The sequence below is a fragment of the Nocardia uniformis NBRC 13702 genome, from assembly GCF_001613345.1.
Lineage (GTDB): Bacteria > Actinomycetota > Actinomycetes > Mycobacteriales > Mycobacteriaceae > Nocardia > Nocardia uniformis.
In genome coordinates this window covers 1-23,426 of the sequence record NZ_BDCE01000045.1, presented here as the reverse complement: position 1 = coordinate 23,426, position 23,426 = coordinate 1, and the positions used below count along the sequence as shown (strand labels likewise).

Here is a 23,426-nt window from a genome sequence, read left to right as displayed (position 1 = left end):
CACCGGTCCGCACGCTCGACGGAGGGATCGGCTGGTCCGCGATGGTGTCGGCAGGATTCCTGGTCGACAGAGCACCGGGTGCGCCGCGGTCTCCGTACGCGCCCGGATTCGCTCAGTCCACGGCGCTCACGGGGCGCCGAGCAGGTGGTTGCCCGCAGCGAGCCGCGTACGGGCGGTGAAGAATTCGGTGAACCCGATAATGAACTCGTCCTCGGTGACGGTGCCGTCGCCGTCGCGATCGAGTTGCCGGAAACCGTGCGTCAGTTCGGCCGGGTGAACGCGTTTGCCGAAGAGGACGCGGTACTCGTCGACATCGAGCACACCATTGCTGTCGGTGTCGGCGGCCCGGAATACGGTGCGCATCGCCTGGTGTACGCCGCGGTCGAGGTAGGTCGGGTCGGTATCGCAGCCTCGGATGGTCGCGTCGACGAATTCGTCACGGCTGATCCGGCCATCGCCATTGGTGTCCATCGTCGAGCTCATCTGCTCCCACCAGCCATTGAAAGCCTCGAGAACCCGCGCTTCGCGTTCCTCGCTCAACTCCAGTTGCTGGCACACATTGCGCGCCATGGTCTGCAGGGCCTTGCGCTCGATGAAACCGTCGCCGGTCTGGTCCAGCACCTGCGCGAAGAAATGGTTCAGTTTCGATTTGCGCGCATCCCGGTTCCGCGGCAGCAACGCGGGCAGCGCCACCAGGCGCCCGGACGGGGCCGCGACGGGGCCGGAGCCGTCGGGTATCGGCTGGTATCGCCAGCGGTCCGGCAGCCGTGTGGCAATCACGCGAGTTCCGCGATGCGCCACATACGAAACCACCGCGTGCCGCCACTTTCGTCGCAGCCCGAACCGCTCCCGATAAGCGACCGGCAAATCGGCGAGAGTCAGTGCGGTGACGAACCGGGCAATGGCCGCTCGGATCGGTCGCCAGGCCGGTCCCAGATAACGTATCCGCCCGGGCGCGGGCGCATCCCGCAACATGTGCCGCAACAGATAGTGCGTTTGTTCGTCGTAGACGAGTTCATCGCGAATGACCTTGTCGATATAGGCGGGCACCTCGGCGGCGGAGGCGGGGAGACAACCGGGCGGCAGGCCGAAAGCGGCTGTGATTTCCCCGAACTCGGAATACAGCTGGTCCATCTCCGCCGGGGTGAACGGCTCGCCCGCGAGGCGGCGCATGGTGAGGACCGCGTCGTACAGGGTTACCAGCACCCAGCCCCGGGCGGCCGGATCTTGCGCGGAATATGGTTTGCCGGTGTGGTCGCGACCGTTGATGCGCAGATGGGAACGGTTCAGTCGGGCCACCTCTCGACGGAGAGTGTCCTTGTCGGAGAGGGCGAGTCGCCCGGTACTGACCAGGGTGTGCTGGAAGCGCCGCCATGGATGGCCGTGGTAGGTCGAGTGCCGCGCCACCCCGGCGGCCACCACCGGATGCGACGTCTGTAGCACCAGGGTTCGCCACACCACCAATGCCAGTCGCCACTCCCGCATACTCGTTCGCAACAGTGGGCTCTTATCGATGCTGTCCATGGTCGCTCCTGAATGGTCGTCGTTCCGAGGTGATGGCGATCAAACGGCTAACTCACTGGCGTGCAGTTGACGCGACCATTTTCCAGGCTCATACCGCCACCCGCAGCAAGTTGGCGAATCACGGGCGAAGATCTTGTGCTTCACACCGGGCTGCCGGGCTGGCCGAGATCGGCTGCACCGCAGGCGAACTCGACCTGACGATCGACTGAACCTCCCGGCGCGACAACCCCCCATCTCGGCACGCTGACCCCACCCGCGATTCCGGCATGTCCTCGGCCGGGATCCGCACTCTCGAGACAAGCGTGGATTCCGGCCAGAAGCACGCCGGAATGACGGGGACGAGGCGCGCCGTGTGACCGGAGCCGGGCCGCCGGGACGACGAGAAGGATCAGTCGAAAAGGTCCAGGGTGGGCTGGTTTTCGCGGGCGCGGACCTCGATGGAGCCGAAGACCAGGTCCGGCGGCGGCACCAGACCGAGGTGCTCCCAGGCGCCAGCGGTGGCGACCCGGCCACGTGGGGTGCGGGCGACCAGACCGGCTCGGACGAGGAAGGGTTCGCAGACCTCTTCGACGGTGGCGGGCTCCTCACCCACCGCGACGGCGAGAGTGGAGACGCCGACCGGACCGCCATTGAAACTGCGGACCAGTGCGCTGAGGACGGCGCGATCGAGACGGTCGAGGCCGAGGGCGTCGACGTCGTAGACGGCCAGGGCGGCATTGGCGATATCGATGGTGACGAGACCGTCGGCCTTCACCTCGGCGTAGTCACGGACTCGGCGGAGTAGCCGGTTGGCGATACGGGGCGTGCCCCGGGAGCGACCCGCGATCTCGGCGGCGGCGTTCTCTTCGATCTGGACGCCGAGGATATGCGCCGAACGCAGCAGGATTCGTTGCAGCTCTTGCGGATCGTAGAAGTCCATATGGCCGGTGAAGCCGAAGCGGTCGCGCAGCGGGCCGGTGAGCGCACCGGAGCGGGTGGTGGCGCCGACCAGGGTGAAGGGCGCGATATCGAGTGGAATCGAGGTCGCCCCCGGCCCCTTGCCGACGACTACGTCGACGCGGAAGTCCTCCATGGCGAGGTAGAGCATTTCCTCTGCGGGGCGGGCCATGCGGTGGATCTCGTCGATGAACAGCACATCGCCCTCGACCAGATTGCTGAGCATGGCCGCCAGATCTCCGGCGCGTTCGAGCGCCGGACCGGAGGTGATCCGCAGTGCGGTGCCGAGTTCGCCGGCGATAATCATGGCCATCGAGGTCTTACCCAAACCCGGAGGGCCCGAAAGCAATACATGGTCGGGCGTCCCGCCGCGCTGTTTCGCGCCGCGCAGGACCAGGGCGAGCTGTTCACGCACGCGCGACTGCCCGATGAAGTCATCGAGGGATTTCGGTCGCAGGCTGGCTTCGATATCGCCATCAGTACGCAAAAGGCTTGCGGTGACCGGAGATTCGTCGTGCTCGCCGTATTCGGTGTCGTCGTCGAACATATCCACGCCCTACCGGTTCTTGCTCAGCACGTTCAGCGCCGCCCGCAGCGCCTGTGAGGTTCCGGCATCGGGCTGTTCGGCGAGAATGGCATCCACGGCAGGTTCGGCCTGTTTGGTCGGGAAGCCGAGGCCGACGAGCGCCTCGATCACCTGATCGCGCACCGGGGTGATGTCGGGTACCGGCGATCCGGGTGGACCCGATTGCACCGGAACGAGATTCACCTTGTCGCGCAACTCCACCACCATGCGTTCCGCGCCACGCTTGCCGACACCGGGCACTCGGGTCAGTGCGGCAATATTGGATTCGGCGAGGGCCTTGCGCAACGCCTCGGGCTCGAGCACCGCCAGTACCGCCATGGCCAGCTTCGGTCCGACACCGGACACCGTCTGCAACAGCCCGAACAGATCGCGCGCCTCGGTATCGGCAAACCCGAACAGGGTCATGGAGTCCTCGCGCACGATCATGGCCGTGTACAGCCGAGATTCCACGCCGCGGGTGAGGGTGGCCAGGGTGGCGGGGGTGGCGTTGAGCCGGTACCCGACACCCGCGGCCTCCAGCACCACGTGGTCGAGTCCGATCTCGAGCACCTCACCGCGTACCGACGCGATCACCCGGGTACCACCTTTCTCGCCGCACACGAACAACTGTTCGAGAGTCTAACGGACCGGCTCATACCGCTCGGGCACCGACACGACCGCAATCGCCATCCCGGACCGGAGTAAACGACTGGTCGGTCAACCCTTTCCGCCGAGAACAGCGGCGAACGCCGCATAGGCGTCCGGGGTGAAGAGCACGAAATACGCTTGCCGAACCGAGGTTTCGGTGGCGCGCACGGTGTCGACGGCAATCCGCGCACCATCGTCGATCGGCCAACCGAAAATGCCGGTCGAAATGGCCGGAAGCGCCACGGTACGCGCCCCCAATTCATCGGCCACCCGCAGAGATTCGCGATAGCAGGAGGCCAATAGCTCCGAGCGGTCCTCCGTGGCGGACCACACCGGTCCCACGGTGTGAATCACCCAACGGGCAGGCAGCTTTCCAGCGGTGGTGGCCACCGCCTGGCCGGTTTTCAATCCACGACCATATTTCGAGGCGCGCAGCGACCGACATTCGGCAAGAATCTCCGGACCACCTTTGCGGTGGATGGCCCCATCTACTCCCCCACCACCCAGCAGCGACGAATTCGCCGCGTTCACCACGGCATCCACATCCTGTTCGGTGATATCCCCCCGCACCGCGAGCAACTCGACCATGGCCGCGATTCTGCCACCGACCGGGCCCGATGGCGACCAGCGCCCGCCGCCCGGCGCTACTCGGGGCGGACCGCCCGACGGTAATCCGAAATGCCGAGGCCGCCTTCGCGCGCGAAGGCGGCCTTCGTGCGGGTAATCGGCCGTTCGGGGTATCGGCCTATTTGTCGACCGGGCCGCTACAGCTGGCGACCGCGAACGGGCCGTGCACGGAATTCTCGGCGATCACGGTCTCGCCGTGGCGAATTCGGCAACTGATGCTGGTGTTCTCCGAGCCGTTCTGGGCAGTTAGGGTGGGAACCCTGTGCATGCCCTTGATGGCGACCTCCCGGGACCAGGGGAGGGTGACCTCGACGTCCTGGGCGACCTCGGAATCGCCGATGGTGTAGGTGACCGATCCGCCCGCACCGCCACCGACGACCAGGTAGTGCACCATCGTCTCCCGGCCCCCCGCATTGCGCACCTGGCTGTCGGCGAGGCTGGCCAGGGCGAGGTATCCGGCGACGAGCAACAGCGCCACGGCGGGCACGATCCACGGCCATCTTCGGCGTCCGTGCGGCGGCATGACGGGCGGCTTCGCCGCGGTCGGCGGTACCTGCACAGCCATCAGCCGCCCTCTCGGTGTAGCCCGGACCCCCACTGGTCATGTGGTTCGGACATTACCGCACGGCCGCGCGCGCAATCGCGGATGCCCGAATATGCCACCGGCCCCGACAGCGCGAGCTGTGGGGCCGGTGGAGACCGCGTCGGCTCAGGCGTCGAGCTCGGCCAGCACCTCATCGGAGATGTCGATATTGGTGTAGACATTCTGCACATCGTCGCTGTCCTCGAGGGCATCGACGAGCTTGAACACCTTGCGCGCCAACTCGGCGTCGGCGGGAACCGTCACCGAGGGCTGGAAACCGGATTCCGCGGATTCGTAATCGATTCCGGCCTCCTGGAGCGCGGTGCGCACCGCGACCAGATCACCCGGCTCGGAGATGATCTCGAATTCCTCACCCAGATCGTTGACCTCTTCGGCGCCGGCATCGAGGACCGCCAGGAGAATGTCGTCCTCGGACCGGCCGGCCTTCTCCAAGGTGACGACACCCTTGCGGGAGAACAGGTACGACACCGAACCCGGGTCGGCCATATTGCCGCCATTGCGGGTCATCGCGACCCGGACCTCACCCGCGGCGCGGTTGCGGTTATCGGTGAGGCACTCGACCAGCACCGCCACCCCGCTCGGGCCGTAGCCCTCGTACATGATGGTCTGCCAGTCGGCTCCACCTGCTTCTTCACCGCCGCCACGCTTGCGGGCGCGCTCGATATTGTCCAGCGGCACCGAGGTCTTACGCGCCTTTTGAATGGCGTCGTAGAGGGTCGGGTTGCCGTCCGGGTCACCACCGCCGGTGCGCGCCGCCACCTCGATATTCTTGATCAGCTTCGCGAAGAGCTTGCCGCGCTTGCTGTCGAGGGCAGCCTTCTTGTGCTTGGTGGTGGCCCATTTGGAGTGGCCGCTCATTCCCTACTTCCTCTTTTCAGGGGACGTGTTCACTTGTCGTTCAGACTAACGCGCGTTCACACCCGCGCGCGGGGGCGGACCATAGTGTCGACGAACAGGCGATGCACGCGCAGGTCGCCGGTGACCTCCGGATGGAAGGAGGTGGCCATGACATTGCCCTGCCGAACAGCGACAATACGGCCCGCGGCCGGTCCGGACGGCACGGTCGCCAATACTTCGACGCCATCGCCGACCTGCTCCACCCAGGGCGCTCGGATGAATACCGCGCGCACCGGGCCGCCGTCGAGCCCGGCGAAATCCAGATCCGTTTCGAAGGAATCGACCTGACGCCCGAAGGCATTGCGGCGCACCGTCATATCGATACCGGACAGCGCCCGCATATCCAGGCGGGTATCGAGCACCTCGGAGGCCAGCAGGATCATGCCCGCGCAGGAGCCGTAGGCGGGCAGGCCGTCGCGCAGACGCAGGCGTAACGGTTCGAGCAGATCGAAGACTTCCAGGAGCTTGCTGATGGCGGTCGATTCGCCGCCGGGCAGCACCAGGCCGTCCACCGCGGCAAGTTCGGATTCCCGGCGCACCGGCACCGGCTCGGCACCGCATGCGGCGAGCGCGTGCAGGTGCTCGCGGACATCGCCCTGCAAGGCCAGCACACCAATGGTCGGTTTCACGCCCTCGATCCTACGATTCGGGTGCGGTGTGGCCCTGCTCACCCAGGGCCACCACGACATCAGTCGACAGGTTTGTCCGGCAGTGCCGTGCGGGAATCGACTACCTGCTCCGGCTCCACCACGAGGACCTCGTCGATCTGCTCGGTGACGAGCCCGAAATCGCTGTCGTGACGCTCGGTGCCCTGCACCACCGCGCTCGAGATGAGCAGAGCGGCGTGTTCCTCACGAAGGATCATCGGATCCGTGCGCACATCCCGGTAGAGCGAGACGCACAGGAATCCCATCACGAGCACGAAGGGCAACGCCACGACCGTGGTCACGGCCTGCAATCCACTGAGTGCGCCGCCGAGATCATCGGAGTCCGCGATGACGAGCATGATGGCGGCGACGGCGCCGGTCGCGGTACCCCAGAAGACCACCGTCGCCTTGGACGGTTCGATACCGCCCTTCTCCGACAGCGTGCCCATCACGATCGATGCGGCGTCCGCGCCGGACACGAAGAAGATCGCGACGAGGATCATCACCAAGACCGCGGTCGCCGACGTGATCGGATAGTGCTCGAGCAGATGGAACAGCGTGAAGTTCGAGTCGATGGCTCCGCTCGGCTCGGTCAGGTCACCGGTCGCGCGCTGCTGATAGATACCGGCTCCACCGAAGACGACGAACCACACCAGGCTGACCATGCTCGGAACCAGCAGAACGCCGGTGACGAACTGACGGATGGTGCGGCCGCGGCTGATCCGGGCGATGAACATTCCGACGAACGGTGTCCACGAAATCCACCACGCCCAGTAGAAGATGGTCCAACTCGACAGCCACGCCTGCATATCTGAGTCGCCGCTCACGCTGGTCCGCGAGGCCATCTCGGGCAGCATCGAGATGTAGTCACCGACCGCGGTGGGCAGCATATTGAGCATGAACAGGGTGGGACCCAGGACGAAGACGAATGCCGCGAGCACCAGGGCGAGCACCATATTGATATTCGACAGCCACTGGATGCCGCGATCGATTCCGGAGACGGCCGATACCACGAAGGCGACGGTCAGGAAGGCGATGATGGCGACGAGACCGACCTTGCCGATCGAATCGATCCAGCCGTTGAACTCCATGCCCGCGCCGATCTGCAGGGCGCCCAGGCCGAGCGATGCGGCCGAACCGAAGAGCGTCGCGAAAATCGCCATCATGTCGATCGCGCGCCCGCCGATGCCGTCGGCATGCCGCCCGAGAATCGGCCGGAACATCGACGAGATCAGCTGGGAGCGGCCCTTGCGGAAGGTGCCGTATGCGATTGCCAGTCCGACCACCGCGTAGATGGCCCACGGGTGCAGCGTCCAATGGAACAGCGATGTCGCCATCGCGACCTCGACCGCTTCGGTCGTGCCCGTCTCGGCGGTCCCCGGCGGTGGGCTCATGTAGTGCGACAGCGGTTCGGCAACACCCCAGAACATCAGACCGATGCCCATGCCCGCACTGAACATCATGGCGATCCAGGAGACGGTGCGGAACTCCGGCGCCTCGTCGTCCGCGCCCAGCGGGATCTTGCCGTATCGGCTCGCCGCCAACCAGATGATGTAGACGACAAAGATCGAGGCGATCAGTACGAACAGCCAACCGGTCTTGGTGATCACCCATGACTGCGCGTCGGAAGCCGCGGAGCCGAGACCCTTGTAATCGAGAATGCCCCAGGCCACGAAGGCCAGTGACCCGATCGCGGTGACGCCGAAGACCAGTCGATCCAGTCCGAGCTTTGTGGGCGGCCTTCCGACGACCCCCTCGGCCATATCATCTGCTTCGTGAGATTCATGGTCGGCAGCTATCGCCATCGGACCCCACCACTTTCAAATTGTGTACACACGGTCCCCGGAGTGCCCAATTCCCACCCTCGGCAAACATTTAGCATCCCAATGGATGGTATTGCCCGGCAGATCCCTGACCAAGACCAGTCGCCAGCAAATAGTCAGGGATCTCGGACAATCGCCTCAGTTGGTGCCGTGCGGGTGCGAATCTCCGTGGGGATCACGGAGATTGCGAATCAGGCCCTCCTGGACGACGGCGGCCACCAACTGGCCGTCGCGATTCCAGATGCGGCCGCCGGTGAGGGCGCGGCCGAAGCCCGCCCACGGGGACTGCTGGTCGTAGAGCAGCCAGTCATCGGCACGGAAGGGACGGAAGAACCACATGGCGTGGTCGAGGGAGGCGTTCTGGGTGGGATCGTCGGGATGCGGGACTTTCGAGGAGCCGAGCAGGGTCATATCGCTCATGTAGGCGAGGGTGCAGACATGGAACAGTGGATCCTCGGGCAGCGGGTGCCGGTAGCGGAACCACACCTGCTGCTGCGCGGCCGCGCCGTCGCGGCGCGACAGTTGCTCCTGCGGCACGGTGCGAATATCCCAGTGCTCCCATTCGCGCATGGCCCACAGGCGTTCCGGGCTCATGGTCGTCTTGGCGTCGGGCAGATTCTCCGGCGGCGGCGCGCTCGGCATCTGGTCCTGATGCTCCGGGCCGTCATCGCCGACATGGAAGGACGCCGACATGGTGAAAATGGCCTCGCCGTTCTGCACGCCCGTCACCCGCCGGGTACAGAAGGAACGCCCCTCGCGAATCCGGTCCACCAGATATACGGTCGGCTCCACCGGATTACCGGGCCGCAGGAAGTATCCGTGTAGCGAATGCACCTGGTACCGCGGCTCCACCGTGCGCACCGCCGAAACCAGCGCCTGCCCCGCGACCTGCCCGCCGAAGGTGCGCGGCAGCTGCGTCTTGGTCGACGCACCTCGGAAGATGTCGCGCTCGATGTGCTCGATTTCGAGGGCCTCTTCGATCGTCGCCATATTCGCCCTTTCCCTTTTGTCCGGCTCAGGCTAACAACCGGCGAGAGGCCGATAGCCACACGGTGCCGCCGCCCAGGCGTGTTCTCCGCGCCCCCGCATCGATCATGATGAACCGGTGCCCGAGTTCACCGCCGTCACCCCGGACGCCCTGCTCGACCTGGTCGCCACTCGCGCCCGCACCCTCCCCGAACCGGCCGTGATCGCAATAGACGGCGCGGATGCCGCCGCCCCGGTCCCCTTCGCCCGCGCCATCGCCGACCGCCTGCGCGCTGCGGGCCGCCCCGGCGCCGTCATCTCCCTGCACGACTACGTACGCCCCGCCTCCCTGCGCTTCGAATACGACCGCGCCGACGAATTCACCTACCGCACCGCCTGGTTCGATTACGCCGCCCTGAAACGCGAAGTCCTGACCCCGCTTCGACTACACAGCCGCTGGCTTCCCGCCCTCTGGGACGAACGCACCGACCGCTCCGCCCGAGCCCGAATCCGCACCGCGGCCCTGAATACGGTGCTGCTGATCGCCGGACCCATGCTCATCGGTCGTGACCTGGACTTCGACCTGACGGTGGGCCTGCGCATGTCCGACGGCGCGCTCCGCCGCCGCACCGATCCGGACGACCACTTCACCATCGAGGCGCTGCGCGAGCATCAGCGGTCGCGCGACATCGAACCCGACATCCTGATCGCGTGGGACCATCCCGACCGCCCGGCGGTGCGGGTGACGGCGTAGCGCCGGGCGGCGGGTTTTCAGGCTCCCCACCCCCGCTGATCCAGCCCGCGTCGATCGTTTCGTCACTGTCGTAGACGACGAATTCGCGCTCGACAGACAACATCTCGTGGTCCGCTGAACCCAAGTCGGCGAGCCGGGATTCGTGGCGGGTTCTCGCGGTCTCGCCGCCGCCCCCCTCGCGGCGGCGTAGCTTTCGACGGCGTCGACGCTCTGCCGTCGCGGGATTTCGATATCGGCGGGTCAGGCCGGGGGGAATTGCTGGATGTGGGTGTTGTGGAAGCTGGTGAACAACCAGGTTCCGTTCGTGCGCACCGCCACTCGGGTTTGGATGGAGCGTTCCTCGGAGTTCACACCGGGTTTGGCGGGGCGGGGGGTGATGGTGACCATGACGGCGGTGTCGGGGGTGGGGAACCGGATTGTGCGAGTGAGGGGTTCGGACCAGCGGGTGCCTTTCATGAAGCCGTCGAGGCCCTCCTGGATTACCTGGGCGAGTTCTTCTCGGCCGCGGATGAACTCACCGATAACCGAGACGAAGTCCGCGTCGGGGGTGAAGGTCGCGGCGAAAGCCTTGCCGTCACCCGCCGCCCAGGCATCGGCTTGGGCGCGCAGCAGCGTGACGAGTTCGGTTTCGGCGGTGGTGGTGTCGGTCATGATGTTCACCTGTTCTGTCGGCGCAGGCCGACGTATTCGAGGGTGGCGAAGACCGCGACGACGGCGGCTCCGGTGAGCATGAAGGCGATGCCCCAGGCGGTCAGGGGGATCACGGTGGCGAAGACAAGGACGACCATCGCCAGGGCGGACATGGCATTGACTGCCACCACGGTGTTCACGAATCGCGTTGGGATCTCGGCGTGGACCGCGATACGCAGGATCGCCGCCGCACCGGCGAGCATGGCGATGCCGAAGGGGATGGACCAGGGCAGCGGCAGGCCGAGCGGTTCGCGCAGAAGCGGCGCGGTGGCCAGCAGGAATACACCGAATACGCCAGTTCCCCAACCGTCTACCCGCAATGCGGTACGCAGGAATCGCGGTCCGGTATCGCGCTGCGTCGGGGTCGGGGTCGTTGTGGTCGTCATGGTGACAACCCTGCCGAACCGCGGTCAAGGCCTCAATGACCTCGGAGGTCATGGCAGCCCTCACCTGCGACTGGATATCCTGCGTGGATGACGCGATCAGCTCAGCAGTCCCCGGTGGGCAGCCTGCTGCGGGAGTGGCGGCAGCGGCGGCGGTTGAGTCAGCTCGATCTGGCGCTGAGCGCCGACAGTTCCGCGCGGCATCTGTCGTGTGTCGAGACCGGGCGGGCGCAGCCGAGTCGCGCCATGGTGCTGAAGCTGTGTGAAGCCCTGGAAGTCCCGCTGCGCGAACGCAATACCCTGCTTCTGGCGGGCGGCTTCGCGCCCGAGTATCGAGAGAGCAGTCTCGACGATGCCGAACTGGCGGCGGCGCGCACCGCCTTGGATGCCATATTGATCGCCCATGAGCCGTACCCCGCGGTGGTGGTGGACCGGTACTGGAATGTGGTCACCACCAACGGCGCGATGGGCCTGTTCGAGGATGAGGTTCCCGACGAGCTGCTGACCGCGACCCCGAATATGTATCGCTATGCCCTGCATCCGGGCAGCACGTCGTCCACGGCACATCTGGTCAACCACCGCCAGGTCCGAGAATTCCTGCTGGACCGCCTGATTCGCCAGGTCCGAGCCACCGGCGACCCTATCCTGCGTGACCTCTACGCCGAGGTCTCCCAGTACCCGGTACCTCCCGACCTGGAATCGGAGTCCACCGCGACGGCACCGAGTCCTTTCGCGGTCCCGCTACATATCCGTACCCCCATGGGCGACCTGCGAATGTTCAGCACCATGGTCACCTTCGGCGCACCCTCCGACGTCACCCTGTCCGAGCTGGCGATCGAATTGTTCTATCCGCTGGACGAATTCACCGCGGCGGCTCTGCGCAGCCTGGCAACCGGCGTTCCGGTCAGAGCCGATGGCGCGGAGCGAAATTCTCGGTAGGGAAGTCATCCGGGGGAATACGGCCGCCGAGACCACCGCGGCTGGGCCAGAACCGGCTGGCGTGCTGGCCGCGGATACGGCTCAGATCAGGCTCGTCGACCTCGGTGATGCCGACCTGCAGCAGCGTCAGCATGGTGACCATGCTGACGGCGACGATCAGTGGCGTCAGCAATTGCCCCGCCTGTGCGCCCGAGGGCGCGTGCATATGTTCGGCGAGATGGGCGTGCATGGCGAACATGCCGGTGTAGTGCATACCGGACACCGCGATGCCCATGATCAGGGCCGCGCCGATGGTGGCCCAGATGCCCTGCACGTGCAGGGTGAACCACAGCGCGGCGGTGGCCGCCACAATCGCGATCACAATCGACAGCAGCACGATCCAGGGGTCGTACCGCACGGCCACATCGGTTTTCATGGCATACATGCCGGAGTAGTGCATCGCGGCGACGCCGAGTCCGGTGATCGAGCCGCCGGTAATGACCGCGAAAGCCTCTGCGTGCCGGTGTATCACGATCAACAGCCCCAGCCACACCACCCCCATGGCGACGGCGGCACTGAACAGGGTCACCGGCACGTCGTAGCGAATCTCGGCATCACGCACCGAAAAACCCAGCATCGCAATGAAATGCATGACCCAGATGCCGGTACCACCCAGGGCGACGGCTCCGATCGCCACCCACCCGCCGTGGCCGCCTTGGGATCGCGCGCGAACCATACAGCGCAGCGCTAGCAACGATCCGGTGACCGACATGAAATAGGCCAGTACGGGGGTCAACCAGCCATAGGTGAATTGGTCAATTTCCAGCATGCGGGCTCCTTGCCAGAAGCTATCGATTCGACTGTTCACCGGTGGTTGAGCCGAACACTAGCGAGGAATCAGCAGGTAGTAAATTTGCCGCAGCACAATCCTAGATAATTAGCTGAGTTTGCTGGAAGGTATGCGCGCAGGTAGCGGAGCCGGGCCCGACCGCAGTCGACCCACAGCTTTCATGTATGCCGCCCTTGACGTTCGGCACCCGGCCCGCAACCATGCTGTCGTACAACAGCAAAACCGCCGGACGGCCACGAGGACCATCCGGCGGTTCGAGGTAAAGCGTTGCGGCGCTGCCGTTTACCAGCCACGCTCGGCGAGGCGGTGCGGCTCGGGGATCTCGTCGACATTGATGCCGACCATGGCCTCACCCAGACCACGCGAGACCTTGGCCAGCACATCCGGGTCATCGAAGAAGGTGGTGGCCTTGACGATGGCGGCGGCGCGCTGCGCCGGGTTGCCGGACTTGAAGATGCCGGAGCCGACGAAGACGCCCTCGGCGCCGAGCTGCATCATCATGGCGGCGTCGGCGGGGGTGGCGATGCCACCGGCGGTGAAGAGGACGACGGGGAGCTTGCCGGTCTCGGCGACCTCGCGGACCAGTTCGTAGGGGGCCTGCAGCTCCTTGGCGGCCACGTACAACTCGTCCTCGGGCAGCGAGGACAGGCGGCGCAGTTCGTCGCGGATCTTGCGCATATGGGTGGTGGCATTGGAGACGTCGCCGGTACCGGCCTCGCCCTTGGAGCGGATCATGGCCGCACCCTCGGTGATGCGGCGCAGGGCCTCACCCAGGTTGGTGGCGCCACAGACGAAGGGAACGGTGAAGTTCCACTTGTCGATGTGGTTGGCGTAGTCGGCGGGGGTCAGCACCTCCGACTCGTCGATGTAGTCGACGCCGAGGGACTGCAGGATCTGCGCCTCGACGAAGTGGCCGATGCGGGCCTTGGCCATGACCGGAATGGAGACGGCTTCGATAATGCCGTCGATCATGTCCGGATCGCTCATGCGGGAGACGCCGCCCTGAGCGCGGATATCGGCGGGCACGCGCTCGAGGGCCATGACGGCGACGGCGCCGGCATCCTCGGCGATCTTGGCCTGCTCGGCATTGACGACATCCATGATCACACCGCCCTTCAGCATCTCGGCCATGCCGCGCTTTACGCGGGCGGTGCCGATGGAGGGGGTGGTGTCGGACGTAGTCACGGCAAACTCCTGTGTCATCTGGGCCAATCGGGTCTCGCTCGGAATCGAACAACCCCGATTCTAGGCGTCCCCATCAGGCCACTAGATAGCCAGTCGGACACGACTGGACCGCAAGCCTCCAGCCCAGTAGCGCAGGTCACATTTCACCGCTATCTCACCGCTATGGAGTCGGCCGGAACGTGCGCGGGAGAGAGGTAGGGCGGCAGGTGCGCAAACACCTCCCGGACCGGGCGGAAGCCGACCTCCTGGCGAACCGTAGGCGAACGGGGCCGATGGCCCTGCGCACCACACCACGGTAGTGCCCGGCAATCCGGCTGCGCGCACGGTGAGCCGACCCATCTCTTGCCGGTGGTGTGCCCGTCCTCGACCACGATCGGGTATCAACGCACTGGCCCATGAACCGCGCGGCGCACACGTTCGTAGCTTCCGGACATGACCTCCACCCGAGCCCTACCCTCCTCCGATATCGACTGGGTCGGCGTGGCCACCGCCGTCGGCACCGCCCTGCACGACGGTGTGGCCGACCGCGATCGCAGCGGCGAAATCTCGACCGCCGCCTTCGACCTCCTGCGCTCCTCTGGATTGTCGCGGGCGCTGGTTCCCACCGAATTCGGCGGCAGCGGAGCCACCCATCGCCACCTGGGTGACGTCCTGCGTGAATTGGGCAGTCACGACCCCTCCACCGCCGTCGCGTTCGCCATGCATTCCCATCTGGTGGCGGCCCAGCTCTGGCGGCACAAGCACGGCATGGACGCCAGCGCGGTCTTCGAAAAGGTCACGGCGGGAGCGATTCTCATCAGCACCGGGGCATCGGACTGGGTGGATTCCAACGGTGCGGCGGTGCGGGTGGCGGGCGGCTACCGCGTGACCGCGCGCAAATCCCCCGCCAGCGGCTGCGAGGTGGGCACCGTGGCGGTGACCAGTATCCGCTGGGAGGAGGCTCCCGACGGTCCGCAGGTGCTGCACTGCGCCATCCCATTGAGCGCGGCGGGGGTGCGGATCGAAAAGACCTGGGACACCCTGGGTCTGCGCGCCAGCGGTTCGCACACCATTGTGCTGGAGGATGTCTTCGTCCCCGATGCCGCCGTCGCCATGATCCGCCCGGTCGCGGTATGGCCGCCGATCCTCAATGTGGTGATCGGGGCGGCACTGCCCCTGGTCATGGCCGCCTATCTCGGAATCGCCGACAGCGCTGTCGAATTGGCGACCGAACTGGTCGCCGGTCGCGCCGACGCGCATACCGTCACCACGGCGGGCGAGATGATGAACGCCCACACCACGGCCGCCGACCTGATCGCCGCCATGTTCACCGATTCCCACGATCTGGGCTTCCCCAATACCGACGCCTATGCCGCGCGCACCCTCAGCCGTAAGACCGTGGCCGCCGACGCGCTGATCGATACCGTGCGGTTGGCCATCGAAACCGTTGGCGGCCTGGGCTATTCACGAACCACCCCATTGGAGATGTGGTACCGCGATATTCACGGCTGCCTGTTCCACCCACTGCCGCGCGCCAAGCAGTTGCGGTTCACCGGGCATGTATCGCTCGGACACGGGCCACTCGGATAGCGGTCGATCCGGATACCGGCGGATCAGTACCAGTGGTTGGCCTGCCAGAACGCCCAGGCCGCGTTCGGACTCCCGTATCGCGCATTCATATAGTCATAGGCCCAACGGATCTGGGTGACCGGATTGAACATCCAGTCGGGGCCGTGCGTGGCCATCTTGTGCGCCGGTAGCGCCTGCGGCAGGCCGTAGGCACCGCTGGTTGGGTTGACGGCGAAGATATTCCAACTGCTTTCGCGCGTAATGATGGCGTCGAAGGCCGGGAACTGATCGATGGGGACGATGGCGACGGCAATAGCCCGGGGAGCCAGGCCGTACGCGGTGACGGCCACATCCAGGCCGGTACTGAGCAGGCTCGGCAGCAGCCCCACGGCCGCCTCCTGCTTGCAGGCCACCCCGCAGTCGGCGTTCGCGGCGGGCGCGACGCCAACTGCCGTGGCGAAAATCGCCACCAGGGCGATGGTGGACGTTCCGATATAACGAATCCCCCGCGCAATAGCGTGCGGCATAAGTGGAGCAAACCACTAGTTATCCGAAATGTCGGTATATTCGTTCAGCGCGGCGTGTCCGGCCAGAACAGCCCGCTGAACAGCGAGAACGTATTTATCCAGCGATTGGGCCGACTACGAACATTGTCGCCCAGTATTCGGCGGCCGACGGGCCCATATACGGCAGTAGAAAGTCGTACAGCAGATAGGACAAGAACCATTCACCTCCACACGTGGCTCACCGCATCCTCTACACGGCGGGCCGCGTCCGACCATAGCGGAGAGGTGGCTGGGCTTACACCCCCAGTCGCGGAATGATGCGCTCGGCGACCTGTTCGGTGTACTCGACCGGGTCGCGGTCGGGCGAGATATCGAACTGCGTAATACCCAGGGCCGCATACCTTTCGGCATCGGCGAGGAGGGCGTCGGGATTGTCGAGTACGGGCGGCCTACAGCGGACCCGCCCGTTTCGGCAATGCGCGCGCGGGCGAGCGTGGGCACCGCCGAGCACCTGCACGCCCGTATCCCCCACGGAAACACTCGAACTCAGCTCAGAGCGTAGACGTAGCGGCTCGTCGGAACCAGGTCCAGATCGAGGTGTGCGCCGAAGCTGACGACGCTGTCCATCATGCGGCTCACGCGGCGTTGCAGTTCGGCGTCGTCACCGCCGCTGCCGTAGAAGGCGTGCGGACTGCTCATCGCGGCCATGGGGAAGAGCTCCTCGACCAGGGCATCCACCCGCTTGCCGGCGGTTATCGGCTCGAGCACGGTGTTCTGGACGTAGCCGAAGGTGGCCTGGGTTTCGATGGCCACGGTGGTGTGCAGGTCGTGCCAGCGGTGCAGCCATTCCTCGCGGGTGAGGTCGGCGGGGATGCGCAGCAGGGCGATATTGGCGAGGGCCTCGGCGCGGGCACCGCTGTCGAGCGGCGGCGGAACAATGGGGGTGCGCTCGTCGACAATCCAGCCGTTCGCCTGATCGGACACCGAAAGCATTGTGGCGGTAACAGATTCGTGTCCGCCGAGGGTGCGTATGCTGACAATCGCGGAAATCGGCTCCTCGTAGGTGCTGTGCCGCGCCTGCGCCTGCGCCACCTCCGCGTCACGCACATTCAGCTGCAACTGGGTCGCCCCGATATCGGCCAGCCGCCGTCGCAGTTCCACCGCGTGCAACCGCTCGTCGAGGCCGGCTCCCCACAGGGCATACATCAGCTTCATATCGACATCCTTGTCCCGGCACCATTGATCGGGCTCACCGTAATCCGGTCACCGCGTCCGCTCGCGCACTATCGGCCGCCCGTCCCACCTATTGGACGCCCGACCTGAAAATGTGGCGAGTCGATATTTCCGCCGGTCGCTGTCCCGGTTGCACCGAAGGTGTTTCTCACTCAGGATCGATCACGATGACACTCGAACTCGATGAAGCCCACCGTCTCTTGGCCGAGGGTGACGCGCCGGGGGCCGTGCGCACCCTGCGTCCGGCAGCCGAAACCGCACCCTTGTCCGAACTCGCCGCGGTCGTGGAGCGCGCGGCCACCATTATCGGGTTCGATGATCTCGCGGCGGCGGCCCACGGTGCAGTATCCGCACCCGAGGATCCGGTGGCGCTATTCCATTTCGGGTCCGAATGCGGCGAGCGTGGGCTCTCCTTCCTCGCCGTTCCGGTGCTGCGCACCGCCCTGGGCTACGCGCCGGGCGCTCCGGCCGTACTCACCGAGCTGGCCTACGCGCTCGAATGCGAGTACCGCCACGGGGAGGCGGTCGATCTACTCGCCGAACATGATTCGGCGCTGCGGCCATGGCCGCACCGCTATCTGTTGGTCTTCAACGCGGTGCTCGCCGGGGATATCGCACGGGCGCGCGAGCAGTTCTCGCGGCTTCCGGAGCCGGAGGATGCGCAGTGGCAACCGGCGTACGAGCGGGTGCGCGATATGTTGCGGCGCGCGGAGATCGCGGCGGGGGCGACCGCGCTGGACCAGCAGGATCTGCGGGGTTGGCATTTCGTCCTGACCGGCGGCTACCTGGCAACGTTGTCACCGTATGGATTCACGGCGGGAATGGTCGGCCGGTGGGCCTACACCCAGGACAGTGTCGAGCGAATCGGCCAGACCCTGGATCGTTTGGCGCTGGTCCTGGCCGCCACCGATCGCCATCCGCGCACCGTCGCGCTGTTGCCCGGCCGAGACGACCGCATTGTCGGGTTGGCGGCGGCCGACCTGCTCGGGATCCCGGCCGTGCCCTACACCCCGGAATCGACCGACACCCTGGTTGTCGCCTACGACCTGCGCACCCTGGACGAGACCCTCGAACCCACCCTGCGCGAACGCGCCGACGGCCGCATCCTCTATGAACACGCCACCTGCTGGACCACCCCACCCCTGCTCAATGCCGATATCAGCGGCTTCCTGCACCAAACCAATGTCGAACCCTGGGGTGAGAGCCTGCGAATCGGCGATAACGGCCCGGAAACCACGCCTCCCGACGAGCGGCCCGAAGCCGAGATAGCGGCCGAAATCCGCCGCGCCGACGGCACACCCGATCCGGGTGACGGCGACGCCCCACCCGACCCCGACGACGTCTTCACATCCTTCGTAGCCGCGACCCGAGGTGCCTGGCCGACCGGCCCCCGCTTCGCCATCCGCTCCCCCGGGCCGGTGCGCAGCAGCTACTTCCACTGACGGCCCCGTGCTGGGAACTGGTGGCCACACCGCACGGCAGCACCGGAGTCTCTGAACGCAGCACTGTTCGTAGCAACTGAGATTCTCCGTGCGATGTCGACAACCCTGTCATCCCGGCGTGCTTTTGGCCGGGATCCACTACTGATCAGAGGTGGATTCCGGCCAAAAGCGCGCCGCTCGGGTGCATCGCGATCGTCGAAGGTCAGCGGATGGAGCGGACCTCCGGCTCGATGTCGGTCGCTACCGCCGCGATGGCCTCGGGCAGCAGCTGGTCGAGGTGATAGGGATACACCGTTTCGCCCATGCGGTCGAGGTCGACGATATCGGCGGGGGTGCACCACTTGTTGCCGGTTATGCAGCGGCGTTCGAGGAAGGTGAGGTTCGCGGGTTCGGGGGTGAAGGTGCGGACGCGCAGGGCGAAGAACAGTTCTTCGGAGCGGATGAGTTCGCCGTTGAAGGGGAATACCGCTACGCGCCGCCAGAAGGGTCCGCGGAGCTGGGCTGGGTCGGCGCGATACCCGGTTTCCTCGTGCAGTTCGCGAATCGCGGCGGTGCGCAGGGATTCTCCCGGCTCGACGCCGCCGCCGATGGTGAACCAGAACGGGACGTCGGGAACCTGCGGGTCGTGGCCGCGCAGCAGGAGTACGCGGTCGTTCTCGTCGAGCAGGACAATGCGCGCGGAGGTGCGCACGGTGTTCACCTCCAGGCCGGTGGAGGCGGCGGGGGTGACACGTTCGGCGATCTCGAAATACGTGGGCAGCGGGGCGGTTCCGCCCAGGTGCAGCAGCCGCACCGAGCGGCGGGTACGCAGGGCGAGGGTGTCTCGGACGGCGTCATTGTGGAAGCGGCGCGCAATGAGTACGCGCGCTTCGGCATCGGCGAGTTCGGCGACCAGCTGCGGCGGCAGATCGGCGATATCGATCGCGGAAAGCGCCGCCGCGAGCTGGTTCTCCACGGTTTCGCGCTCTCGCCAATTGGCGCGTTCGACGCGATCGGCCAGCGTGGTGAGGCGGCGCGCCTGGTCGTACAGCTCCGGATCGGCTTGCGGGCGGCCGATATTGGTGGCCACCGCCCGCGCGACCACCGCGCGTCGGTCCAGCGCCGCGTCGAGGGCGAGCCGGGCCTGATCACTGCGCACGTGCAGCCGGTCGAGGCGATTGGCGGTGGTGTAGGCCCAGACGCCGAGGGAGATGATCAGCGCGGCGACGAGCGCCAGGACCAGAATGGTGGTCGCGGAGAAAGTGATCATCCGGCGGTCCGTACTCGGGTATCGCCGACGGTGACGGTTTCGTAGACGCGCAGGATCTGCTCGGCCACCACCGGCCAGTCGTATTCGCCGACCACCTGATTGGCGGTGCGGACGTACTCTTCGCGGCGCGCGGTATCGGTGAGCATGGTGTCGAGGGCCTCGGCGAGGCGCTCGGAATTCCCCACCGGCACCAGCATGCCCGCTGTGCCATCGCGCAGCACCCGGCGGAAGGCATCCAAATCGCTGGCCACCACGGCGGTTTCGGCGGCCATCGCCTCCACGAGCACAATGCCGAAGCTCTCGCCGCCGATATTCGGCGCACAGTACACATCGGCGCTGCGCATGGCCGACGCCTTCTCCTCATCGGTCACCTGGCCCAGAAAACGCAGGTGTCCGGCATGCGCACCGGCTTCGCGGCGCAGGTCGTCCTCATCGCCGCGCCCCACGATCAGCACCTCGACATCGGGGTGGCGGCGCACCAGATGCGGCAGTGCGCCCAGCAGCACGTCCATCCCCTTGCGCGGTTCGTCGTAGCGACCCAGAAACAGGACGGTGCCACCGGCTCTCGGATATCCGTCGAGCAGCGGCGCGTGCGCGAAGGCGGGGACGTCCACGCCGTTCGGAATTTCGACCGCATCGCCGCCGAGTGCCTCCACCTGCCAGCGTCGCGCCAGTTCGCTCACCGCGATCCGGCCGGTGATCTTCTCGTGGTACGGCCGCAGCACGCCTTGAAAAGTACTCAGCACCAATGATTTCGTGGTCGAGGTGTGGAAGGTGGCGACGATCGGCCCCTCCGCGATCTTCAATGCCAGCATGGACAGGCTGGGTGCGTTCGGCTCGTGAATGTGCAGCACATCGAAATCGTTCTCGGCGATCCAGCGCCGGATACGCGTATAGGCGGTGGGGCCGAAGGACAGTCGCGCCACCGACCCGTTGTAGGGAATGGCGACCGCGCGACCGGCCGAGACCACGAAATCCGGTAGCGGGGTGTCATCGGCGGCGGGGGCGAGCACACTCACCTTGTGTCCGCGCTCGATCAGCACCTGCGCGAGTTCCACGACATGGGCTTGCACTCCACCCGGTACATCGAACGAGTACGGGCAGACCATGCCGATTCTCATAGTGCGCTGTCCCCCTTGTGCCCCGCGGCACTGTCGCGCCGCACCGCAGCGATTCGGTCCAGCCGGGCCTGTGACAAATCGCCTTCCCACAGCGGTTGCAGCATGTGCCAGTCGGCGGGATGTGCGGCGATATTGGTCGCGAAGGCGTCCGCCAATGCCTGGGTTGCCGCCGCTACCCCGGCCGAAACGTCCAGCGGGGCACCGGTCTGCATACCCCAGGCTTCTTGTCCCTGCTCGTCGATCCGGAACCAGCAGTGCACCGGGATGAGCGGCGCTCCGGTGTCGATGGCGAGTTTGGCCGCGCCCGCGGGCATCCAGGTGCGTTCCCCGAAGAAGTCGACGGGCACACCCTTACCGGTGAGGTCGCGCTCCCCCATCAGGCAGACGGCCTTGTTCTGTCGCAAGCGTTCCGCCAGCGCCGGGAACGGGGGCTGCTCGCCGCCGGTCAGCGGGAAGACCTCGAAGCCGAGGCTCTCCCGGTATTCGACGAACCGCTCGAACAGCGATTCCGGCTGCAGCCGTTCGGCGACGGTGGCGAAGGTGTCGTAGTTCTGCACCAACCACATTCCGGCCATATCCCAGTTCCCGGAGTGCGGCAGTACCAACACCACACCGCGGCCCTGCGCCAGCGCGGCGTCGAGGTGCTCGCGGCCGTCCAGCGGCAGCCGCGACGACTTGGCCAGTGCCGCATGGTCCATGGTCGGCAACCGGAACGCTTCGCGCCAGTAGCGGGCGTAGGAGCGCACGCTGTCGCGAATCAGTTCATCGGGCACCTGTTCCGGCGTGACACCCAGCACACGAGCCAGGTTGCGCCGCAATTGATTCGGGCGACCGGCACGCGCCTCGCGATTGGCACGCCGCGCCACCGCGTCGGCACCGGCGTCGAACAGCCGTCGCGCCGTGTGCTCCGGCAGGGCGCGCACCAGCCGCCACCCGGCCGCGTACGCCTTATCGGTCATCGCGGACGTGAAATCGGGGACTCTCACCGCTGCGGTTCCTCCGGCGTGTGCACTGTGGGGCCGATGATGTCGCGTGCGCCGGGCGAACTGCGCACGGCGAGGACCCGCTGGAATACCGTGATGATGCTCAGCACCGCCAGGATGTACATGGCGGCGTACACCGCGTAGGAGAGCCACTCGATGTCGAAATGCCCACCGATACCGGTCAGCCCAGCGCCGACGAGCACAATGACCAGGCGGTCCGGGCGTTCGATGAGCCCGCCATCGGCGGACAGTCCGCTGGCCTCCGCGCGCGCCTTGGCGTAGGAGATGACCTGCGAGGTCACCAGCACCACCAGCGTCGCGGCGAACAGTTCCCGACTGCCTTCGCTGTAGACCGCCCACCAGGCCAGCCCGCCGAAGATGGCGCCATCGGCCACCCGGTCACAGGTCGCATCGAGCACCGCACCGTATTTGGTGCCGCCGCCGCGGGCGCGCGCCATAGCCCCGTCGAGCATGTCGAACATGACGAACAGCCAGATCACCATGGTTCCCCAGAACAGGTGATCGGCCGGGAAGAGGGTGACCGCGGCGGCAATCGTCGCGGTCGTGCCGATGAGCGTCATCGCGTCCGGCGTGAGCCCCGTACTCACCAGCGCTCTACCTACTGGCGCAGTCGCTTTGGCGAACGTTTCGCGACCGAAGAAGCTCAGCACGCTAGTCGGTGTCCTTCCATGCCTCCGCCAATAACGCCCGTGTTTCCCGTAGCAGTTGCGGCATCACCTTCACGCCACCGACAACGGTGATGAAGTTCGCGTCCCCGCTCCAGCGCGGCACGATGTGCTGATGCAGGTGGTCGGCGAGCGAACCGCCCGCCACGCCACCGAGATTCAGGCCGACATTGAAACCCTCGGGCCGCGACACCTTCTTCATGACCCGAATCGCCTGCTGGGTGAACGCCATCAGTTCGGCGCTCTCCTCCGGCGTGAGGTCCTCCAGGTTGGCCACCCGGCGGTACGGGACCACCATCATGTGGCCGGGGTTGTACGGGTAGAGATTCAGCACCGCGTACACCCACTGACCCCGCGCCAGGATCAGCCCATCGTCATCGGCCATCTCCGGGATATCGGTGAAGGGGTGGCCCGACTTCTTGGGCGCATCCTCGGTGCGCGCTTCGCGTTCGGCGGCCGCACCGGTGATGTAGGACATGCGGTACGGCGTCCAGAGTCGCTGCAGGCGATCGGGCTCCCCTGCCCCACGATCGACAATTGTCTCCCGGGGTGCCGAATTCTCCTGCCCGGCAACCTCTTCCAGCCCCTCGGACATCATACGTTCACTCATGCTGCGCCCTCCCGGCATGAGCGGAGGCCCT

At 66.2% G+C, this 23,426-nt stretch carries 25 protein-coding genes; 4 read left to right on the top strand and 21 right to left on the bottom strand.

Translation table 11 applies throughout. The features are described 5' to 3' along the window. Positions 1 to 126: 126 nt before the first annotated feature. The 9 genes from NU1_RS14100 to NU1_RS14060 all read right to left on the bottom strand — a co-directional run bounded on the left by NU1_RS14100 (position 127) and on the right by NU1_RS14060 (position 9,261). Complete coding sequence (locus NU1_RS14100) at positions 127 to 1,524, bottom strand: EF-hand domain-containing protein (protein ID WP_067521478.1); 1,398 nt, start codon at positions 1,522 to 1,524, stop codon at positions 127 to 129. A 388-nt stretch (positions 1,525 to 1,912) separates the two neighbouring features. Next, positions 1,913 to 3,007, bottom strand: coding sequence for a Holliday junction branch migration DNA helicase RuvB (ruvB, locus tag NU1_RS14095; RefSeq protein WP_067521704.1), 1,095 nt, complete (start codon positions 3,005 to 3,007; stop codon positions 1,913 to 1,915). Positions 3,008 to 3,016: 9 nt separating this feature from the next. Further along, on the bottom strand, positions 3,017 to 3,619 hold the full coding sequence (ruvA, locus tag NU1_RS14090) for a Holliday junction branch migration protein RuvA (RefSeq protein ID WP_067521702.1): 603 nt from the start codon (positions 3,617 to 3,619) through the stop codon (positions 3,017 to 3,019). Between the two features lie 123 nt (positions 3,620 to 3,742). Then, positions 3,743 to 4,261, bottom strand: a complete 519-nt coding sequence (locus NU1_RS14085; RefSeq protein ID WP_067521475.1) for an O-acetyl-ADP-ribose deacetylase — start codon at positions 4,259 to 4,261, stop codon at positions 3,743 to 3,745. A 157-nt stretch (positions 4,262 to 4,418) separates the two neighbouring features. Beyond that, complete coding sequence (locus NU1_RS14080) at positions 4,419 to 4,865, bottom strand: MmpS family transport accessory protein (RefSeq protein ID WP_067521472.1); 447 nt, start codon at positions 4,863 to 4,865, stop codon at positions 4,419 to 4,421. A 144-nt stretch (positions 4,866 to 5,009) separates the two neighbouring features. Next, positions 5,010 to 5,762 carry a YebC/PmpR family DNA-binding transcriptional regulator gene (locus NU1_RS14075; RefSeq protein WP_067521471.1) on the bottom strand — a complete coding sequence of 251 codons (753 nt, stop codon included), beginning with the start codon at positions 5,760 to 5,762 and terminating at the stop codon, positions 5,010 to 5,012. Positions 5,763 to 5,818: 56 nt separating this feature from the next. Further along, a complete protein-coding gene (gene pdxT / locus NU1_RS14070) occupies positions 5,819 to 6,490 on the bottom strand; it encodes a pyridoxal 5'-phosphate synthase glutaminase subunit PdxT (protein WP_084521336.1) in 672 nt (223 codons plus the stop codon). Then, positions 6,490 to 8,211 carry a BCCT family transporter gene (locus tag NU1_RS14065; RefSeq protein WP_245720119.1) on the bottom strand — a complete coding sequence of 574 codons (1,722 nt, stop codon included), beginning with the start codon at positions 8,209 to 8,211 and terminating at the stop codon, positions 6,490 to 6,492. The genes pdxT and NU1_RS14065 overlap by 1 nt, the downstream gene beginning before the upstream one ends. A 198-nt stretch (positions 8,212 to 8,409) precedes the next feature. Beyond that, positions 8,410 to 9,261: an acyl-CoA thioesterase gene (locus NU1_RS14060; RefSeq protein ID WP_067521465.1), complete on the bottom strand. Its 852-nt coding sequence runs from the start codon at positions 9,259 to 9,261 to the stop codon at positions 8,410 to 8,412. A gap of 115 nt (positions 9,262 to 9,376) precedes the next feature. Here NU1_RS14060 and NU1_RS14055 point away from each other — a divergent pair, with 115 nt between their 5' ends. Beyond that, the gene (locus tag NU1_RS14055; protein WP_067521463.1) at positions 9,377 to 9,991 is read left to right on the top strand and encodes a nucleoside/nucleotide kinase family protein; all 615 of its coding nucleotides are present in this window, start codon (positions 9,377 to 9,379) and stop codon (positions 9,989 to 9,991) included. Between the two features lie 240 nt (positions 9,992 to 10,231). On the opposite strand, the gene NU1_RS14050 is transcribed toward NU1_RS14055, so the two are convergent. Then, positions 10,232 to 10,642 carry an SgcJ/EcaC family oxidoreductase gene (locus tag NU1_RS14050; RefSeq protein WP_067521695.1) on the bottom strand — a complete coding sequence of 137 codons (411 nt, stop codon included), beginning with the start codon at positions 10,640 to 10,642 and terminating at the stop codon, positions 10,232 to 10,234. A 5-nt stretch (positions 10,643 to 10,647) separates the two neighbouring features. Continuing rightward, positions 10,648 to 11,067 (bottom strand): hypothetical protein, encoded by a 420-nt coding sequence (locus NU1_RS14045; protein WP_067521460.1) that lies wholly within the window; start codon positions 11,065 to 11,067, stop codon positions 10,648 to 10,650. Between the two features lie 87 nt (positions 11,068 to 11,154). Here NU1_RS14045 and NU1_RS14040 point away from each other — a divergent pair, with 87 nt between their 5' ends. Next, positions 11,155 to 12,003, top strand: a complete 849-nt coding sequence (locus tag NU1_RS14040) for a helix-turn-helix domain-containing protein (protein ID WP_067521457.1) — start codon at positions 11,155 to 11,157, stop codon at positions 12,001 to 12,003. On the opposite strand, the gene NU1_RS14035 is transcribed toward NU1_RS14040, so the two are convergent. Continuing rightward, positions 11,969 to 12,811: an MHYT domain-containing protein gene (locus NU1_RS14035; protein ID WP_067521454.1), complete on the bottom strand. Its 843-nt coding sequence runs from the start codon at positions 12,809 to 12,811 to the stop codon at positions 11,969 to 11,971. The two genes, NU1_RS14040 and NU1_RS14035, sit on opposite strands and share 35 nt — an antisense overlap. Positions 12,812 to 13,114: 303 nt before the next feature. Beyond that, positions 13,115 to 14,017 (bottom strand): pyridoxal 5'-phosphate synthase lyase subunit PdxS, encoded by a 903-nt coding sequence (gene pdxS / locus NU1_RS14030; RefSeq protein ID WP_281221117.1) that lies wholly within the window; start codon positions 14,015 to 14,017, stop codon positions 13,115 to 13,117. Between the two features lie 432 nt (positions 14,018 to 14,449). Between pdxS and NU1_RS14025 the strand changes: the two genes are divergently transcribed. Beyond that, positions 14,450 to 15,586, top strand: a complete 1,137-nt coding sequence (locus NU1_RS14025; protein ID WP_067521450.1) for an acyl-CoA dehydrogenase family protein — start codon at positions 14,450 to 14,452, stop codon at positions 15,584 to 15,586. Positions 15,587 to 15,609: 23 nt separating this feature from the next. Here NU1_RS14025 and NU1_RS40305 read toward each other — a convergent pair whose 3' ends face one another. The 3 genes from NU1_RS40305 to NU1_RS14010 all read right to left on the bottom strand — a co-directional run bounded on the left by NU1_RS40305 (position 15,610) and on the right by NU1_RS14010 (position 17,286). Further along, a complete protein-coding gene (locus tag NU1_RS40305) occupies positions 15,610 to 16,035 on the bottom strand; it encodes an aggregation-promoting factor C-terminal-like domain-containing protein (RefSeq protein WP_245720118.1) in 426 nt (141 codons plus the stop codon). 331 nt (positions 16,036 to 16,366) lie between these two features. Then, positions 16,367 to 16,603 (bottom strand): hypothetical protein, encoded by a 237-nt coding sequence (locus NU1_RS14015; protein WP_157552230.1) that lies wholly within the window; start codon positions 16,601 to 16,603, stop codon positions 16,367 to 16,369. A gap of 14 nt (positions 16,604 to 16,617) precedes the next feature. After that, the gene (locus NU1_RS14010; protein ID WP_067521445.1) at positions 16,618 to 17,286 is read right to left on the bottom strand and encodes a hypothetical protein; all 669 of its coding nucleotides are present in this window, start codon (positions 17,284 to 17,286) and stop codon (positions 16,618 to 16,620) included. Between the two features lie 185 nt (positions 17,287 to 17,471). Here NU1_RS14010 and NU1_RS14005 point away from each other — a divergent pair, with 185 nt between their 5' ends. Continuing rightward, positions 17,472 to 18,746: a hypothetical protein gene (locus NU1_RS14005; protein WP_067521442.1), complete on the top strand. Its 1,275-nt coding sequence runs from the start codon at positions 17,472 to 17,474 to the stop codon at positions 18,744 to 18,746. 202 nt (positions 18,747 to 18,948) lie between these two features. On the opposite strand, the gene NU1_RS14000 is transcribed toward NU1_RS14005, so the two are convergent. Genes NU1_RS14000 through NU1_RS13980 form a run of 5 tightly spaced genes read right to left on the bottom strand, consistent with a single transcriptional unit; the run spans position 18,949 to position 23,380 of the window. Further along, positions 18,949 to 19,992 carry an NUDIX hydrolase gene (locus NU1_RS14000; protein WP_067521694.1) on the bottom strand — a complete coding sequence of 348 codons (1,044 nt, stop codon included), beginning with the start codon at positions 19,990 to 19,992 and terminating at the stop codon, positions 18,949 to 18,951. Beyond that, positions 19,992 to 21,116, bottom strand: coding sequence for a glycosyltransferase family 4 protein (locus NU1_RS13995; RefSeq protein WP_067521439.1), 1,125 nt, complete (start codon positions 21,114 to 21,116; stop codon positions 19,992 to 19,994). Before NU1_RS13995 ends, NU1_RS14000 begins: the two co-directional genes overlap by 1 nt. After that, entirely contained in the window at positions 21,113 to 22,075 is a 963-nt protein-coding gene (locus tag NU1_RS13990) for a phosphatidylinositol mannoside acyltransferase (RefSeq protein WP_067521436.1), read from the bottom strand. The genes NU1_RS13995 and NU1_RS13990 overlap by 4 nt, the downstream gene beginning before the upstream one ends. Positions 22,076 to 22,098: 23 nt before the next feature. Beyond that, positions 22,099 to 22,770 carry a phosphatidylinositol phosphate synthase gene (pgsA, locus tag NU1_RS13985; RefSeq protein WP_067521433.1) on the bottom strand — a complete coding sequence of 224 codons (672 nt, stop codon included), beginning with the start codon at positions 22,768 to 22,770 and terminating at the stop codon, positions 22,099 to 22,101. A gap of 1 nt (position 22,771) precedes the next feature. Then, entirely contained in the window at positions 22,772 to 23,380 is a 609-nt protein-coding gene (locus NU1_RS13980; RefSeq protein WP_067521692.1) for an ATP adenylyltransferase, read from the bottom strand. Positions 23,381 to 23,426 lie beyond the last annotated feature (46 nt).